The sequence below is a fragment of the Amycolatopsis sp. cmx-8-4 genome, from assembly GCF_046548675.1.
Taxonomy (GTDB): Bacteria; Actinomycetota; Actinomycetes; order Mycobacteriales; family Pseudonocardiaceae; genus Amycolatopsis.
This window is the reverse complement of record NZ_JAEBDZ010000032.1, coordinates 1-15,091: the sequence shown is the minus strand read 5'-3', so window position 1 is coordinate 15,091 and position 15,091 is coordinate 1. Positions and strand designations below refer to the sequence as shown.

At 73.1% G+C, this 15,091-nt stretch carries 13 protein-coding genes; 4 read left to right on the top strand and 9 right to left on the bottom strand.

The window, feature by feature from the left end; all coding sequences use genetic code 11:
• Positions 1-6: 6 nt before the first annotated feature.
• Complete coding sequence (locus ACLJQZ_RS41065) at positions 7-2,895, bottom strand: AAA family ATPase (RefSeq protein WP_410626293.1); 2,889 nt, start codon at positions 2,893-2,895, stop codon at positions 7-9.
• Positions 2,896-3,193: 298 nt separating this feature from the next.
• Here ACLJQZ_RS41065 and ACLJQZ_RS41060 point away from each other — a divergent pair, with 298 nt between their 5' ends.
• Both ACLJQZ_RS41060 and ACLJQZ_RS41055 read left to right on the top strand, forming a co-directional pair.
• A complete protein-coding gene (locus ACLJQZ_RS41060; protein ID WP_410626291.1) occupies positions 3,194-3,835 on the top strand; it encodes a DUF742 domain-containing protein in 642 nt (213 codons plus the stop codon).
• Positions 3,836-4,095: 260 nt separating this feature from the next.
• Positions 4,096-4,761, top strand: coding sequence for a class I SAM-dependent methyltransferase (locus tag ACLJQZ_RS41055; RefSeq protein WP_326949516.1), 666 nt, complete (start codon positions 4,096-4,098; stop codon positions 4,759-4,761).
• A gap of 77 nt (positions 4,762-4,838) precedes the next feature.
• Here the strand turns inward: ACLJQZ_RS41055 and ACLJQZ_RS41050 are convergent, their stop codons facing one another.
• The 7 genes from ACLJQZ_RS41050 to ACLJQZ_RS41020 form a co-directional block, all read right to left on the bottom strand.
• Complete coding sequence (locus ACLJQZ_RS41050; RefSeq protein ID WP_410626306.1) at positions 4,839-5,909, bottom strand: HAD-IIIC family phosphatase; 1,071 nt, start codon at positions 5,907-5,909, stop codon at positions 4,839-4,841.
• A 26-nt stretch (positions 5,910-5,935) separates the two neighbouring features.
• Positions 5,936-7,057 (bottom strand): acyl-CoA dehydrogenase family protein, encoded by a 1,122-nt coding sequence (locus ACLJQZ_RS41045; RefSeq protein WP_410626289.1) that lies wholly within the window; start codon positions 7,055-7,057, stop codon positions 5,936-5,938.
• A complete protein-coding gene (locus ACLJQZ_RS41040; protein WP_247051670.1) occupies positions 7,050-7,325 on the bottom strand; it encodes an acyl carrier protein in 276 nt (91 codons plus the stop codon). The genes ACLJQZ_RS41045 and ACLJQZ_RS41040 overlap by 8 nt, the downstream gene beginning before the upstream one ends.
• Complete coding sequence (locus ACLJQZ_RS41035) at positions 7,322-8,185, bottom strand: 3-hydroxyacyl-CoA dehydrogenase family protein (protein ID WP_410626287.1); 864 nt, start codon at positions 8,183-8,185, stop codon at positions 7,322-7,324. The genes ACLJQZ_RS41040 and ACLJQZ_RS41035 overlap by 4 nt, the downstream gene beginning before the upstream one ends.
• 164 nt (positions 8,186-8,349) lie before the next feature.
• The gene (locus tag ACLJQZ_RS41030) at positions 8,350-8,598 is read right to left on the bottom strand and encodes a hypothetical protein (protein ID WP_247051668.1); all 249 of its coding nucleotides are present in this window, start codon (positions 8,596-8,598) and stop codon (positions 8,350-8,352) included.
• A gap of 248 nt (positions 8,599-8,846) precedes the next feature.
• Complete coding sequence (locus tag ACLJQZ_RS41025; RefSeq protein ID WP_410626285.1) at positions 8,847-11,615, bottom strand: AAA family ATPase; 2,769 nt, start codon at positions 11,613-11,615, stop codon at positions 8,847-8,849.
• A 59-nt stretch (positions 11,616-11,674) separates the two neighbouring features.
• Positions 11,675-11,941 (bottom strand): hypothetical protein, encoded by a 267-nt coding sequence (locus tag ACLJQZ_RS41020; RefSeq protein ID WP_410626283.1) that lies wholly within the window; start codon positions 11,939-11,941, stop codon positions 11,675-11,677.
• Positions 11,942-12,128: 187 nt separating this feature from the next.
• Between ACLJQZ_RS41020 and ACLJQZ_RS41015 the strand changes: the two genes are divergently transcribed.
• Together ACLJQZ_RS41015 and ACLJQZ_RS41010 are read left to right on the top strand one after the other, a co-directional pair.
• A complete protein-coding gene (locus ACLJQZ_RS41015) occupies positions 12,129-12,926 on the top strand; it encodes a thioesterase II family protein (protein ID WP_410626281.1) in 798 nt (265 codons plus the stop codon).
• A gap of 43 nt (positions 12,927-12,969) precedes the next feature.
• A complete protein-coding gene (locus tag ACLJQZ_RS41010; protein WP_410626279.1) occupies positions 12,970-13,731 on the top strand; it encodes a DeoR/GlpR family DNA-binding transcription regulator in 762 nt (253 codons plus the stop codon).
• 7 nt (positions 13,732-13,738) lie between these two features.
• Here the strand turns inward: ACLJQZ_RS41010 and ACLJQZ_RS41005 are convergent, their stop codons facing one another.
• Positions 13,739-14,899, bottom strand: coding sequence for a cytochrome P450 (locus ACLJQZ_RS41005; protein ID WP_410626277.1), 1,161 nt, complete (start codon positions 14,897-14,899; stop codon positions 13,739-13,741).
• Positions 14,900-15,091: the final 192 nt, after the last annotated feature.

Genomic DNA, 15,091 nt, shown 5'->3' with positions numbered 1-15,091 from the left:
CGGTCATCAACTCGCCGCGGAATCGGGGCTCATGAGCTCGGTCAGCTGGCGCCGCCCGGTCACCGTCAGCTTCCGGTAGATCCGGGTGAGCCGGAGTTCGACGAGCCGGCCGCTCAGCCGCAGCGACCGCGCGATCTCCGAGTTCGAATGGCCCGCGGCGGCGAGCGCCGCGATGCTGGCCTCCTCTTCGGACAGTGAGCCGACGGGGTCGCCCGCCACCGGCTCGACGGTGGCCGTGCCCGTGCTGCGGGTCAGCCGGCCGCTCACGTCACGGATCTTGGCCACGAGGCCGGCGGGCAGCAGCAGCGGGCGGATCGTCGCGACCCGGCCCAGCAGCGCCGCCGCCTCCACCGGATCGCCGTCGTCCAGGCAGGCGCCGGCCAGATCGGTCACCGCGGTCAGGAACTGGACCCGCAGCGGCGATCCCTCCAGCAGGGCGACCGCCTCTTCCAGCCGGGCCCGGGTTTCGGCACCGCCGAAGACCTCCGCCAGGTACAGGTTCGCCGTGCCCCGGCCGCTCGGCGCGCCCCAGTTCTCCGCGCGCGCCAACGCTTCCCGCGCGATCTCCGCGGCCGCGGCGGGCTCGCCGAGCCGGGCCAGCGCGATCGCCACGCCGGTGCGCCACGGCAGGTCCACGGGGTTGCCTTCGCGACGGGCACGGGTGCCGCGGCCGGCCGCGCGGAAGTCTTCGAGTGCCGCCGCCGGGTCGCCGCCGGCGAGGCGCACAGCACCCCGCTGCACCAGGAAGTACGCGGCGGCCATGCCGTCTTCGGCGCCGGCGGGAAGCGGGTCGGCCACGGCCTTTTCGGCCTCGTCCAGCCGCAGGCCGGCCAGGGCGAACTCGGCCCGCACGGCCAGCAGCCGCGAGACCGAGCGCGGGTGCCAGGCCGCTTCCGGCAGCCGGGTCTCCGCCGCCTCGATGTCGGCCTCGGCCTGGCCGAGGTTGCCGCGCCGCAGTTCGCAGCGGGCCCGCATCAGCAGCGCGTTGGCCGCGGCCGCCCGGGCGCCGACGCGGGTGGCGTCCTGCAGCACGTCGGTCAGGCCCAGTACGGCTTCGGTGAGGTCGTCGGTGCAGAACAGCACCCAGGAGGCCTGGATCCGCAGGCTGGACGGCAGTTTCCCGGACCGCGGCGCGAGCGCCAGCCGGGCCAGCTCGCGCGCCCGGTCGAACTCGCGCCCCCGGCCGGCGAGCTCCGACGCGATCGTCGCGGCGCGCGCCGCGTCGGGCGGACCGGGCTGCGCCGCGGGCGCCCCGAACACCGGCGTCGGCACGACCGGGCCGGCCACGGAGTCCTCCTGCGCCAGCCAGCCGAGCGCGGCGAGCGCCGACGTGCCGGCGTCGAACGCGCTGCGCCGCCGCCAGGTCGCCGCGATCGCGCGGTGCGCGGTGCGGGTGTCGCCCCGCGAGAGCAGGTGGTCGGCCGCGTCGAGCAGGACGGCGCCGGAGACCTCGGGCCCGGCGTCGAGCAGCACCCGCTGCAGCCGCAGGTCGCTCAGCTCGGGCTGGTCGGCGACCTCGGCCAAGGCCAGGCCCAGCATCAGCTTCCGGCGCTCGGCCTGGCTGACCGGTTCGCGCAGCGCCCGCGTCAGCAGCCGCGCCGCGCCGTGCCGGTCGCCGACCGCGCGGCGCTGCTCGGCGGCGCGCCGCAGGGTGGCGACCGCCCAGGTCGTGCCGATCGGCCGGATCGTGGTCAGCAGCTCGGCGAGCTGGTCGTCCGGCACCGCCGCGCGGTAGGCGAGCTCGGCCGCGCGGGTCGCGAGGGCGGCGCGCTCGGCGGAGTTCAGAGTGCCCAGGGCGGCGTCCGCGGTGACGTCGTCGGCGACCTTCGGCTCCGCGCCGCCGAACACGAGACCGAACCCGCTGAGCATGCGCAGGGCGACCTCGGCCGAGCCGGTGAGCGGGCCGGCCAGAGTCGTCACGAGCTCGAAGTCGAGCAGGCCGCGGCAGATCGCGATGGCCCGCAGCAGGTGCAGGGCGTCGGCAGGAAGAGCGGCGATCGAGACGGCGAGGTCGGCGTCGCGCAGGTCGGCCAGGTGCGCGATGACCGCGGGCAGGCGCTCGGCGACCGGCTCGAGCCCGGCGGCGGACAGCCGTTCGAGGACCGGCGCCACCAGTGCCGGCTTGCCGCCGGTGGCGAGGTGCAGCCCGGCGGCGAACCGCGCGTCCGGGCGGGTGCCCGGGAAGCGGTCCGCGACCAGCTGCCGCAGGCCGTCTTCGGTCAGCGGGCGGACGACGACGGTGTCCACCCCGTCGGCCCGCACGGCGAGCGGGCGGTGACCGGCCTGCATGACGGCGCGGACCAGCAGGATCGGCGCCTGCTGCAGGCGGTGTTCCATGGCCTCGAGCCAGGCCCGCGAGCCCGGGTCGGACCACTGCGAGTCGTCGACGGCGATCAGGAGCGGGCCTTGGCTGGCGACCCCCACGAAGTCCCCGCACAACGTCGGGATGGTCCGCTCGGTCAGCGCCCGGCCGCAGGTGCGCGTGCCGCTGTCCAGCCGGCAGCCGGCGCCCGCGATGTCCGCGGAGAGCTGGTTGATCACGCCGCGGTGGACGGTGGATTCGGCGGGCGTGCAGCGGGCGAACGCCGTGATCATCCCGGCGACGCGCGCTTCGCGGACGGCCGCGGCGAGCAACGCGCTGCTGCCCGCGCCACGCGGGCCGACGACGACCACCCGGCCCGATCGCCCGGCGACCGCGCCGCGGATCCCGCGGCGCAGCACGGCGATCTCGTCTTCACGTTCGATGAGGCGGACGTCCCCGGCGCGCCGGGCGCGGCGTTCGAACTCGCCCCGCCACGGGAGGGTCAGCACCGACGGCGCCGCGGGGCCGTCACCACCGGCCGGGCGTTCCCGGACGGCGGGCGCCGCGACAGGGCGGACGAGCGCGTCCGCCATCGCCGGTTCAGCCCTACCTGGTCCGGGCAACACCATCACCCTCCGACCCACACAGCGGCTCGTCGCCGCCGCTCACCCATCGTTGCGTCGAGCGACTTGGCCTCCCAGCGTAGGACGCAGAATGTTGGTTTAACAAGCCCAGCGCCTTCGTTTTGTCTGTACTTGGGCCTCGTGGACAACGCACTACCCACGAAGTCCCAGGAAAACCCACGTCTCTGGCGGTGATACTTGACAGGCCTGACCGCCCGGTGGCCAGGCTGTGCGCCGCGCCGCACACGGACTTTACGGGGCCAGAAACATGAATAAGAATCGTAAACGCCGCCCCAGCAAGATCGAGTACCACCCGCTGTCCTTCGGCGGCTGGGGTGAGTACGAGCTGTGGGTCGAACATGGGTTCACACCCAAACCCAAGTCCGAGCCGGGCGCCGCGAGCCCGGAACCGGGCACGAACGGGGCCGAAGCGGGCACGGCGGCCACGACCGTGCCCGCCGGACCAGCCGAAACACCCGCCGCCGAGCCGCCCGAGCCGCCTAAGCCGCCCGAGCCGTCCTGGCCGGCGGCGGAGAGCCCCGCCCGCGAGCCGCTCGGTATGCGCGAGCCGCTCCGCCCGCGGCCCTACGTCCGCGGCACCCGACCACCGCGGCCGGGCCCGCGTCACCCCCTGCTGCCCGAGGTCATGCTGACCACGACCGGGCGGCACCGCACCACCACCGGCCTCGACCCCGACCTCGTGGCCGTCTGCCGGATGTGCCAGATCCCGACGTCGGTGGCCGAGGTCGCCGCCTACCTCATGCGGCCGCTCGAGGTCACCCGCCCGCTCGTCCTGCAGGGCATCCGGGACGGCCTGCTGCTCGCGCGCGGAACCGACCTCGGGCGCACCGACCGGCCGCCGCTCGAGCTGCTGCACCGCGTCCACGCGGGCCTGCTGCGGCTCGGCTGAGCGGCCCTCCCAAACGCCGTGTTGGCCACTCCGGTCGCCATCTTGGCCACTCCGGTCGCCATCTTGGCCACTCCGGTCGCGATGGTGGGCGGCGGACGACCGCGGCGAAGTACGTTCCCAGTCGGCTCGTGAACCACACTGGCCAACACGCCGACCGGAGTGGCCAACACAGCGACCGGAGTGGCCAACACGCGATGGTGCACCTCCGGGCCGGCGAGAATCTAGACAGTTCCAGGTAGCCGCGCCCCTACGCTCACGCCATGGCGAGCCAACTACTGGCGTCCTCCGACGTGCTCACGTACGTGAGCGACCATTCCCGTGCCGAGGACGAGATCCTGCGCGAGTTGCGAGAAGAAACGGCGTCGCTGCCGATGGGTGCGGCGATGCAGGTGTCCGCCGAGGAGGGCCAGTTGCTCGCGCTGCTGGTCAAGCTCACGCGGGCGCGGACGGTGGTGGAGGTCGGCACCTTCACCGGCTACAGCTCACTCTGCATGGCCCGGGCGCTGCCCGACCGCGGCCTGCTGATCACCTGCGACGTCACCGACCGCTGGCCGGCGTTCGGCCGGCCCTACTGGAAGCGGGCCGGCGTCGACGACCGGATCGACCTGCGGATCGCCCCGGCGACCGCGGTGCTCGACTCGCTCTTCGCCGAATACGGCCCGGGCTCGATCGACCTGGTCTTCATCGACGCCGACAAGGCGGGTTACGCCGCCTACTACGAGGCCGCCCTGATGCTCCTGGCACCGGACGGGCTCGTCGTCGTCGACAACACCCTGTTCTTCGGCCGGGTCACCGACCCGGACGCCCAGGACCCCGACACGGTGGCCATCCGCGAGTTCAACCGCTTCGTGCGGGACGACCCGCGCGTGGAGATGTCGCTGCTGCCGGTCGCCGACGGCATCACCCTCATCCGCAAGGCGAGCTGAACCCCCGACCACACGCACAAACCGAAGGCCGCCGCGGGATTCCCGCGGCGGCCTTCGGTTTTGCCTTGCTGGGGCGCTCAGTGCACGCCGATCGCCTCGGTGAGGTCGGGGGCCACCAGGGCCACCGTCGTCGGCTCCTCCTGCGGCACCGGCTCGAGGTGCAGGCGCTGCAGGCCGTCCAGGCCCGGGTCGGCGAGCACCGCCTGGCACGCGCACGCCTCGTCGGCGAACCCGGTGAAGCGGTAGGCGATCTCCATCATCCGGTTGCGGTCGGTCGGCCGGAAGTCGGCCACCAGGTGCGCGTCGGCGGTGGCGGCCTGGTTGATCAGCCAGCGCAGGATGATCGAGCCGGCCCCGAACGACACGACCCGGCAGGAGGTGGCGAGCAGCTTCAGGTGCCAGACCTCGGACCCGGTCTCCAGCAGCAGCACGCCGACGGCGCCGTGCGGGCCGAAGCGGTCCTGCATGCTCACCACGAGCACCCGGTGCCCGGGGTCGTCGATCAGGGCGCTCAGCGCCTCGTGGGAGTAGTGGACGCCGGTCGCGTTCATCTGGCTCGTGCGCCGGGTCAGCTCCTCGACGCGCGTCAGCTCGGAGTCGGTCGCCGGGCTGATCGTCATCTTCAGTTCCAGCGACCGCAGGAAGTCCTCGTCCGGGCCGGTGAAGCCGGCCTGCGCCTCCTGGCGGCGGAACGACGCCTGGTACATCTGCCGACGGCGGCGCGAGTCGACGGTGACCGTCGCCGGGCTGAACTCCGGCAGACCGGCCAGCTCCAGCACCTGCTCGGCGCGGTAGGTCCGCACCTGCGGGAGGTGGAAGGTCACCTCGGCGAGCTCGGCCTCCTGGTCGTCGACGAAGGCGATGGTGTCGAGGGCGAACTTCAGCTCGTCCGCGACCGACCGGATGGACTCCGACTTCGGGTTCCAGCCGATCCGCGGCAGCACGAAGTACTCCGCGAGACCCAGCTCCTCCAGCCGCGCCCAGGCGTGGTCGTGGTCGTTCTTGCTCGCGACGGTCTGCAGGATGCCGCGCGCGTCCAGGGTCCGCACGAGCTCCCGGATCGGCTCGGGGATCTCGACCGAGCCGTCCTCCAGCAGTGTCCCGTTCCACAGCGTGTTGTCGAGGTCCCACACGAGACACTTGACCATTTGCGTGCTTGCCACCGGACTCCTCCTTAGCCGCCGCTGTTCGCGAGGACACGCGTGTGCCCCGCCAGGATCAGCTGGCAGATTTCGTTGCTGCCCTCGATGAGTTCCATGAGCTTCGCGTCGCGGTGCGCGCGGGCGACCACGTGGCCGTCCTGCGCGGCGGCCGAGGCCAGCACCTGCACCGCCGCCGCGGCACCGCGTGCCGCGCTCGTCGAGCTGACGTACTTCGCCAGCACGGTCGAGACCACCATCTCCGGGGAGCGCTGGTCCCACGCCCGGCTGGCGTGCTCGCACACCCGGGTCGCGGCCTGCTCGTCGGCGAACAGGTCGGCGAGGTGCCGGGCGACCAGCTGGCGGTCGGCCAGCGGGATCCCGCCCTGGTGCCGCTTGCCCGCGTGGTCGCCGGCCGCCGTCAGGCAGGCCCGCAGGATGCCGACGCACCCCCAGGCGACCGAGATCCGGCCGTACGCCAGCGCCGTCGTGACCAGCATGGACAGGTCGACGCCGCCTCCGCCCAGCAGGGCGGAGCGCGGCAGCCGGACGCTGTCGAGCCGCACGGTCGAGTGCCCCGCGGCCCGGCACCCGCTCGGGTACGGGATGCGTTCGATCGACACGCCTTCCGCGCGCGCCGGGACGACCACCGCCGCACCCAGGCCGTCGAGCTCGCCGACGACGACGAGCAGGTCGGCGTAGGCCGCCGCGGTGATCCAGACCTTTTCGCCGGTGATGACGATGTCGTCGCCGTCGGTGCGGACGGTCGTCGCGACCGAGGAGAGGTCGCTGCCCGCGGCGGGTTCGCTGAACGCGACCGCGGCCAGGTCACCCGACGTCAGGCGCCCGAGGTAACGGGCCCGCTGGGCCCGGTCCCCGAACCGCTGGATCGTCCACGCCGCCATGCCCTGCGACGTCATCACGCTGCGCAGCGAGCTGCACAGCGCACCGGCGTGCGCGGTGAAGTGTCCACTGTGGAGACTGCCGGCGCCGAGACCGCCGAAGTCGGCGGGCACCTCGGCGCACAGCAGGCCACGGGCACCGAGACCGCGCAGCATGTCGACGGGCAGCAGGCCCTCGACGTCCCAGCCGGCCGCCCGGTCGGCGACCAGCGCGGTCAGCTCGGCGGCGGCGCCGGCGAGCGGGTCCTCACTCATCGAGCAGGCGCCGGACGAGTGCGGACATGCCGTCGACGGTGCGGAAGTTGTCCAGCTTCAGGTCCGGGCCGACGATCGCGATGCCGTAGGTCTGCTCGAGGAACACGACCAGTTCCATGGCGAACATCGAGGACACCAGCCCGGTGCGGAACAGGTCCTGGTCCGAGGGGACCTCCTGGTTGATGCGCCCGGCCAGGAAGTCCTTGATCTGCTGGGCGACGACCTCCGGCGTCCGCGCCGGGGTTTCGGTGGTGGAGACGTCGTTCACTGGAACACCTTCCCGTACTCGTAGAACCCTCGTCCGGACTTCCGGCCGAGGTGGCCTTCGGCCACTTTGGACTCCAGCAGCGCGCACGGCAGGTGCCGCGGGTCGCCGGTGCGTTCGGACAGCAGCCGCAGCGCGTCGGCCAGGTTGTCCAGGCCGATCAGGTCCGCGGTGCGCAACGGGCCCGTCGGGTGGCCGAGGCAGCCCTGCATGAGCTCGTCGACCGACTCGACCGACGCGGTGCCCTCTTCGACCAGCCGCGCCGCGTCGTTGATCTGCGGGTGCAGCAGCCGGCTCGTGACGAACCCCGGGGAGTCGTTCACGACGATCGGGCGCCGCTTCAAACGTTCCAGCAGCGCGAGGACTCCTGCGAGCGTGTCGCTCCCGGTCCGCGGGCCGCGCACGACCTCGACGGTCCGGATGAGGTACGTCGGGTTCATGAAGTGCGTCGCGAGCAGGTCCTCCGGGCGCTCGACCGCGTCGGCGAGCTCGTCGACCGGGATGCCGGAGGTGTTGGTGATCAACGGGGTCCGCGGGGCGACGAGCCCCGCGATCCTGGCCAGTACCCCGGCCTTGCTCGACGCGTCTTCGATGATCGCTTCGACGACGGCCGTGGCACCCTTGGCCGCGGTCAGGTCCGTCGTCGCCGTCAGCTCGCCCGGTTCGACGTCGGGGAACGCGCCCATCAGGCGGCCGTGCCGCAGCTGCTGATCCACCCTCCGCCGCGCCAGGGCCAGTGCTTCTTCGCCGGCTTCGACCAGTGTGACCGGAACACCGTGTCCCAGTGCCGTCGCCGTGATGGCCGATCCCATCACGCCGCCACCGATCACGGCCGGGTGATCCTGCGTTTGTCCGCCCACCACCGCGCCTCCACAATCCTCGGGACATTCCCTCGTGCGTTGGGAGGGTCTGTCACTCAGGTGTGAGCGGTCAACGAGCCGGGGCCAACTCTAGGGTTTTTCCGCCGGACACGGCGGTTTCCGGGTGGAGAGCGGACTATCCATTCAGAACTGACGGCAGGGCGCGTTCAGGACTCCAGCACGCCGATCGCGGCCAGGTCACCCATCCACGCGCGGATGGAGTCGGCCAGCTCGTTCGGTTCGAGGTCGCATTCGGGCGCGAGGGTCAGCGCCGCTTCGCCGGGGTCCCAGTCGTGCTGGGCCAGCGCGATCCACATGGCCGCGCCGATGCCCTGCGCGAGGACCCGCTGCTCACCGGAGGGCAGCGACATCTCGAGCACGCCGGCGTCGTCCACGACCACCGCCAGTCCCGCCACCGGCCGCATTCCGCTCCCCGTTTTCTCCCGCGTCGGATCCCCGCGGATCCCCCTGCCGGATCCCATCGTCAGCGCCCTCGAACGACTTCTCCTCGAACGCTATCACCGCAGGTCGGGAACAGACCAGGACGTTTGTCACCTATTGTGGTTCCCAGTCGGCGGGACGCACGCGCATTCTCGCACGCGATTACGCGGATCGGATGGGAATACCCCCACCGCACGCGGAGGCGATTATTCCCCGCTGTCCGTCAGGACAATTCCGGTCCGGCCAGTGCGGGCTCCGGCGCGAGCAGGCCCCGCGAGAAGCTCTCCTGCAGGTGGGCGCGGCCGTTGACGCCGAGCTTGCGGTACACGCTCGTCAGGTGGATTTCCACCGTCCGCAGGGCCAGCAGGAGCCGGTCCGCGATCTCCCGGTTGGTGGCGCCGGTCGCGGCCAGGTCCCCGACCCGCCGCTCCCCCACCGTCAGCACGTCGGTGACGTTGCCGGTCACGGCGTAGTTCCGCCCGCCCGACGCCGTCACGCCGGCCCGGGCCCGGTCCGCCCGGCCCCAGAACCCCGCACGCACCGAGAGGTCGACGGCGGCCCGGAAGTGCTTGCGGGCGCCGGGGTGGTCGCCCGCGTCCAGGAGCGCCTGCCCCAGCAGGATCTCCGCCTCCGTCCGGTACCAGGACGCCGGTGTGCCGGCCAGCACCTCGGCGGCCGCGGCCAGCCGGTCGACGGCCGCGCTCCCCTCGGCGGTGAGGCCGCGGCCCAGCAGGGCCAGGCCCCGCGCGGACGCCGTTCCCCAGCTCCGGGCCAGGTCTTCCCCCTGGTCGACGAGCTCGATCGCCTCGGTCCGCCGGCCGAGCCGGACGAGTACGCGGGCGGCGTCCAGCCACCACGGCGCGAAGACCGGGTTGCGCACGTCCTCCTCCCGCAGGAGCCGGCCGCAGCGCAGGAGGTGACCGAGCGCGGTTTCGGCGTCGTCGCCCAGTTCGCACAGCCGGGCCCGGGCCAGCAGCAGGTGCGGCAGCCGGAGGACCGCGGTGTCCGGGCCCTCCCGTTCGGCCCGGGCGAGCGCGTGTTCCGCGCCGCCGACGTCACCTTGGCGCAGCAGGATCTGCGCCTGGGAGACCAGTGGCGCCCCGGCGAGTTCCGGGCGGCCGTCGCCGTCGGCGAGCCGGACGGCGGCGGTCGCGTCGGACAGGGCCCTGGCGAGGTCGCCGGCCCCGCACATGAGCCAGGACTGCGCGGTCAGGGCGGTGATCGCGGCCCAGCCGGCTTCGTCGCGCGGCGCGTCCGGTACGACGGCGTCGAGCGCGCCGGTCGCCTCGTCCACCTCGTCGGCGAGGTAGAGGACGTAGGCGGCCAGCGAACCGGACCAGAGCACCGCGGGTTCCGGCCGGTCCAGGGCCCGGCGCGCGCAGGACACGGCGGTCTCGCGGTCGGTGCCCGCCAGCATGTGGGCCACCGAGGCCAGGGCCAGCACGCTCGTCTCGGCGGGCGTCTGGCCGCCCAGGCCGGACATCCCGGTGAGGCGGCCGTCGAGGAGGCCGAGGGTCCCCGGCTGTTCGAAGGCCACCACGAGCAGCGTGGCCTCGAGCTCGGTGCGCAGGCCCCGGCCGTCGTCGGCCGCGGTGCCGGCCGGCTCCGCGTCGAGCTCGGCCAGCGCCGTGGTGAGCAGCCGGGTCGCCTCGCCCGGCTCGCGGGCCGTCAGCGCGGCCTTGGCCAGCTGCAGGGAGATCCGGGCCCGGCTGCGGGTGTCCCCGGCCGGTACCGACGTCCCGGCGAGCGTCGCGTACGCGGCCAGCGGGTCGCGCACGCCGACCACGCGGGCGAACTCGATCCGGGTCGGCACGTCCTCGGGGCGGTCGGCGACCAGGACGCCGAGGAAGCGTGCCGCGTCGGTGTGCCGTCCGGCCCGCTCCGCGACGCGCGCGGCTTCGGCGAGGACGTCCCGCATCCACTGTTCGGGCAGCCGCCGCCGGCCGAGCAGGTGCGTGCCGACGTCCTCCGCGGGCCGGCCGCGGTCGTTGAGCAGGCGGGCCGCGGTCAGCCGCGACGCCGTCAGCCGCCGTTCGGACAACCCGGCCAGGACGCCGGCCCTCGCCTCGGCGGAGGTGAACCCGTGGCCGGCCGGGCTGAGGACGTGTTCGGCGGCCAGCACCCGGACGGCGTCGCCGACCAGGGGTTCGGGCACGCCGCTGAGCAGGGCGACCAGTTCGACGTCGGTCCGGTCCAGCACGGCGGCGGCCTCGGCGACACGGCGGACGTACGCGGGGCGGCCCGCGAGGATCCGCTCCACGAGACGGGCGTGGGCGCCCGGGGCGAGCAGCCGGGCGCGTGCCGCACCGCGGTCGTCCGGCTCGAAGCCTTCCGCGCGCAGTGTCCGGCAGACCTGGCCGAGCAGCGACGGGTTTCCCCCGGTCAGCGCGGTCAGGCCGGCGGCGAAGCCGGGCTCCGGCCGGATCGGCCAGAGCTCCGTGACCAGCTCTTCGACGGCCGCCTCCCCGAACCCGGCCAGGTCGATCGTCGCCACATCACCTGGCGGCAGCGCCAGCGGCGGCCAGACGGGCAGGTCGGCCGGCCGCTGCGCGACCACCAGCAGCACCGGCAGTTCGGCCGCGCGGTGCAGCTGGTGGGCCAGCACCCGCAGCGAAGCCTCGTCGCAGCAGTGGAAGTCGTCGAGCAGGAGCACGGCCGGCCGGGTGGCGGTGACCTCGGCCAGCCACCGGCCCAGCCGCCGCGACACGAGCGCGACCGGCGTGCCGGCACTACTCGCACCGCCGGGCAGCAGTTCCTCGACGGCGCGTTCGGCGTTCGCGCGGCCGGGACGGCGGCACGTGCCGCGCAGGACCGTCGCCCGGTCCTCGACCTGCTCCGCGAACGCGTCCAGCACCGTGGTCTTGCCGGTGCCCGCGGCGCCGCGGACGCGCACCAGCGTGGCCGCGCCCGCGCGCGCGTTGGCGAACGCCGAGCTCAGGATCTCCAGCTCGCGCCGGCGCCCGGTCGTCCGAGCCGCGGTCCCACTCGCCACACCGGGCATCCCGCACCTGCTTCCCGCACCGTCGAGGTCAGCGATTCGAGGTCAACGACTCACTGGTGCCGGCGGCCGCCGAGCCCCTCGTCGTCCGCGCCGTGCCACATGTCCAGCCGGTAGGGCGTGTCGGGCACGACGATCCGTTCGATGCCCTCGCACGCGGCGGAGGCCGGCAGCTCACCGAGGCCGGCGTCGATCCAGTCGAGGTCGCTCAGCAACCGGCGCATCGAATGCGTGTCGCCGTGGATCCGGTGCAGGGACTGGACGGCCCGGCGCAGCTCGGTGGCCTTGCGCCGGGCGAGGGCGAGCGCGTCACCGGTCATCGGAGCTCCTCTCGGGGCGGTCGGGCGCGGCCGGGGAAACGGCCGTACGCGCAGGCTAGGCGGGCCCCGACCCGGAAAACCGTGGATCTCGCGCGTTCCGTCGCGGGTGAGCGGCAACACTAAGGTTTCCGTTGCGGCGGCCTGGGTTTACTGGTGACCCGTAAGCACGCCGAAAGGAACACGCCTCGTGAACATCGCGGACAACGCCACGACGCCGTGGATCCGCCGCTACCACCAGGCGGCCGAAGCACGGACCCGGCTGGTGTGCTTCCCGCACGCCGGCGGTTCCGCCAGCTACTTCCACCCGGTCTCCGCCCGGTTCGCACCGGACGTCGACGTCGTTTCCCTGCAGTACCCCGGCCGCCAGGACCGCCGCCGCGAACCGTGCGTCGACACCATCACCGACCTGGCCGACCTGCTGACCACGGAACTGCTGGCCCTGTCGGCGAAACCGACGGTGTTCTTCGGCCACAGCATGGGCGCGGTGCTGGCCTTCGAAGTCGCGCTGCGGCTGGCGGACCGCGGCGCGCCGGGACCCGGCGCGCTGATCGCGTCCGGCCGCCGCGGTCCCTCGACCCACCGCGACGAACGGATCCACGAACGCGACGACGACGGGATCATCGCGGAGGTCAAGGAGCTCAACAAGCAGGACCTGACCGTGCTCGGCGGCGACGAGATCCTCCGCATGGCCCTGCCGGCCATCCGGAACGACTACCGCGCGATCGAGACCTACACCTGCGCCCCCGGCCGCCGCGTCCCGTGCCCGCTCACCGCCCTGATCGGCGCCGACGACCCCAAGGTCACCGCCGAAGAGGCGGAAAACTGGCGCGAGCACACCGACGGCGCGTTCCGGCTGGAGGTTTTCCCCGGCGGCCACTTCTTCCTCGCGCGTCACCAGGGGGCCGTCAACGGCGAGATCCAGCGGGAACTGCGGGCCCTGGCCACGGAGACCCCGGCGTTGCTTTCCGGACGTGATTCAACATAAACTCACATCGGCGGCAACACACACCGACATGGAGGGGGCGGCGATGTACGCGGAGGAGCGTCAGCAAATGATCCTCGAGCGTGCACGTACGCGGGGCAGAGTGGACGTCGCCGAGCTGGCGGGCGAGTTCACCGTCACCACCGAGACCATCCGCCGCGACCTCACCACGCTGGAGCGGCACGGGTCGCTCCGCCGCGTGCACGGCGGGGCGATCCCCATCGAGCGGCTGGGTTTCGAACCGGCGTTCACCACGCGGGAAAGCGTGATGACGGCGGAGAAGAAGCGCATCGGCAAGGCGGCGCTGGCGGAACTGCCGTCGGAGGGCGCGATCCTGCTCGACGCCGGCACGACCACCGCGCACCTGGCCGAGGCCCTGCCGATCGACTGCAACCTCACGGTCGTCACGAACTCCGTCAACATCGCGCTGTCGCTGTCCAAGCGCCCCAACCTGACGGTGATGCTGGTCGGCGGCCGGCTGCGGGCCCGCACGCTCGCGTCGGTGGACGCTTGGGCCCTGCACGCGCTGAGCGAGACGTTCGTCGAAGTGGCGTTCATGGCGACCAACGGCCTGTCGGTCGAACGCGGCCTGACCACCCCGGACCCGGCCGAGGCGATGGTCAAGCGCGCCTCGATCGCCGGCGCCCGCCGCGTGGTCCTGCTCGCCGATCACACGAAGGTCGGCAACGACCACTTCGCCCGCTTCGCCGAACTGTCCGAAGTGGACACTTTCATCACCGACGGCGGCATCGATTACACCGTGGCGGCGGAGATCGAGCGTGAAGGCGTCAACGTCCTCACGGCGTGAGGCCGCCCTACCACCGCGCCGGCAGCTCGTACAGTCCGAAGAGGACACCGTCGTGCTTGAAGTTCAGCTCGTCGGCCGGCACCGCCAGGCGCAGCCGCGGGATCCGGGCGAACAGCGTCGTCAGCGCGACCTCCATCTCGAGGCGCGCCAGGTTCTGGCCGATGCACTGGTGGATGCCGTACCCGAAGGCGACGTGGCTGCGCGCGGACCGCGCCGGGCAGAACTCGCCCGGGTCGTCGAACACCGTCCCGTCGTGCCCGGCCGCCAGCCCGAGCGGCGCCACGCCCTCGCCGCGGCGGATGAGCTGGCCCGAGATCTCGAGGTCCTCGGTGGCGACGCGCAGGCTGACGACGTCGGAGATCGAGTAGAACCGCAGCAGCTCCTCGACGACACCCTCGTGCCCGATCCACTGTGGATTCTCCAGCAGCGTGACCACGCCGAGGGACAGCATGTTCGCCGTGGTCTCGTGGCCGGCGACCAGCAGCAGCATCGCGACACCGCGCAGCTCGTCGTCGTCCAACGCGGCGCCGGCCAGCAGCCGGCTGATCAGGTCCTCCCCCGGCTCCGCCCGCTTCGCGGCGATGAGCTCGGTGAGGTAGGTGGTGATCTCGCCGAGCGCGACCTCACGCTGGCGCGCCGTCGAGGCCAGGCTGACCAGGACGCGGGTGCGGGACTCGAAGTGCTCGTGGTCCCCGTAGGGCACGCCCAGCAGCTGGCAGATGACCAGCGAGGGCAGCACGAGGCAGAAAGCGGACACGAGGTCGGCGGCGTTGCCGGCGGCGAGCATCGCGTCGATCCGGTCGTCGACGACCTGCTGGATGCCCGGCCGCAGCTCCCGCACCTTGCGGACGGTGAACTCCGGGATCAGCAGCTTCCGGTAGCGCGTGTGCTCCGGCGCGTCCATCGCGACGAACCACCCGGGGACCGCTTCGGGCGCCCCGCCGGTGGCCGGGAAGCCGGGCAGCGCCGGGTTGGAGCTGAGCCGCGGGTCGGTCAGCGCGGCCCGGACGTCTTCGTGCCGGGTGACGAGCCAGACCAGGTTCCCGCCGGGCAGCATGGTCCGGCACAGCCCGGGCCTCCCGCGCAGCGCGGCGTAGCCGTCGGGCGGGGAGGTCTGGCCGGGCGCGCGCCGGGGGAAGCTCACCACGCCGGATTCCGTGCTCACCATGCGGATTGTTGTACCGCCCGGCTGCCCGCCAAGGCTGCTGCGACGGCGGAAGTCTGCAAGAACCCCTAGTGTCCTGCGCCGGAAATTCGTGAGATATATCGGGCGAGCGAGTCGAGGATCTCTTCGGCAGTCTTCTTCCACACGAACGGCTTGGGGTCCTCGTTCCAGTCCTTGATCCACTCGCGGACGTCC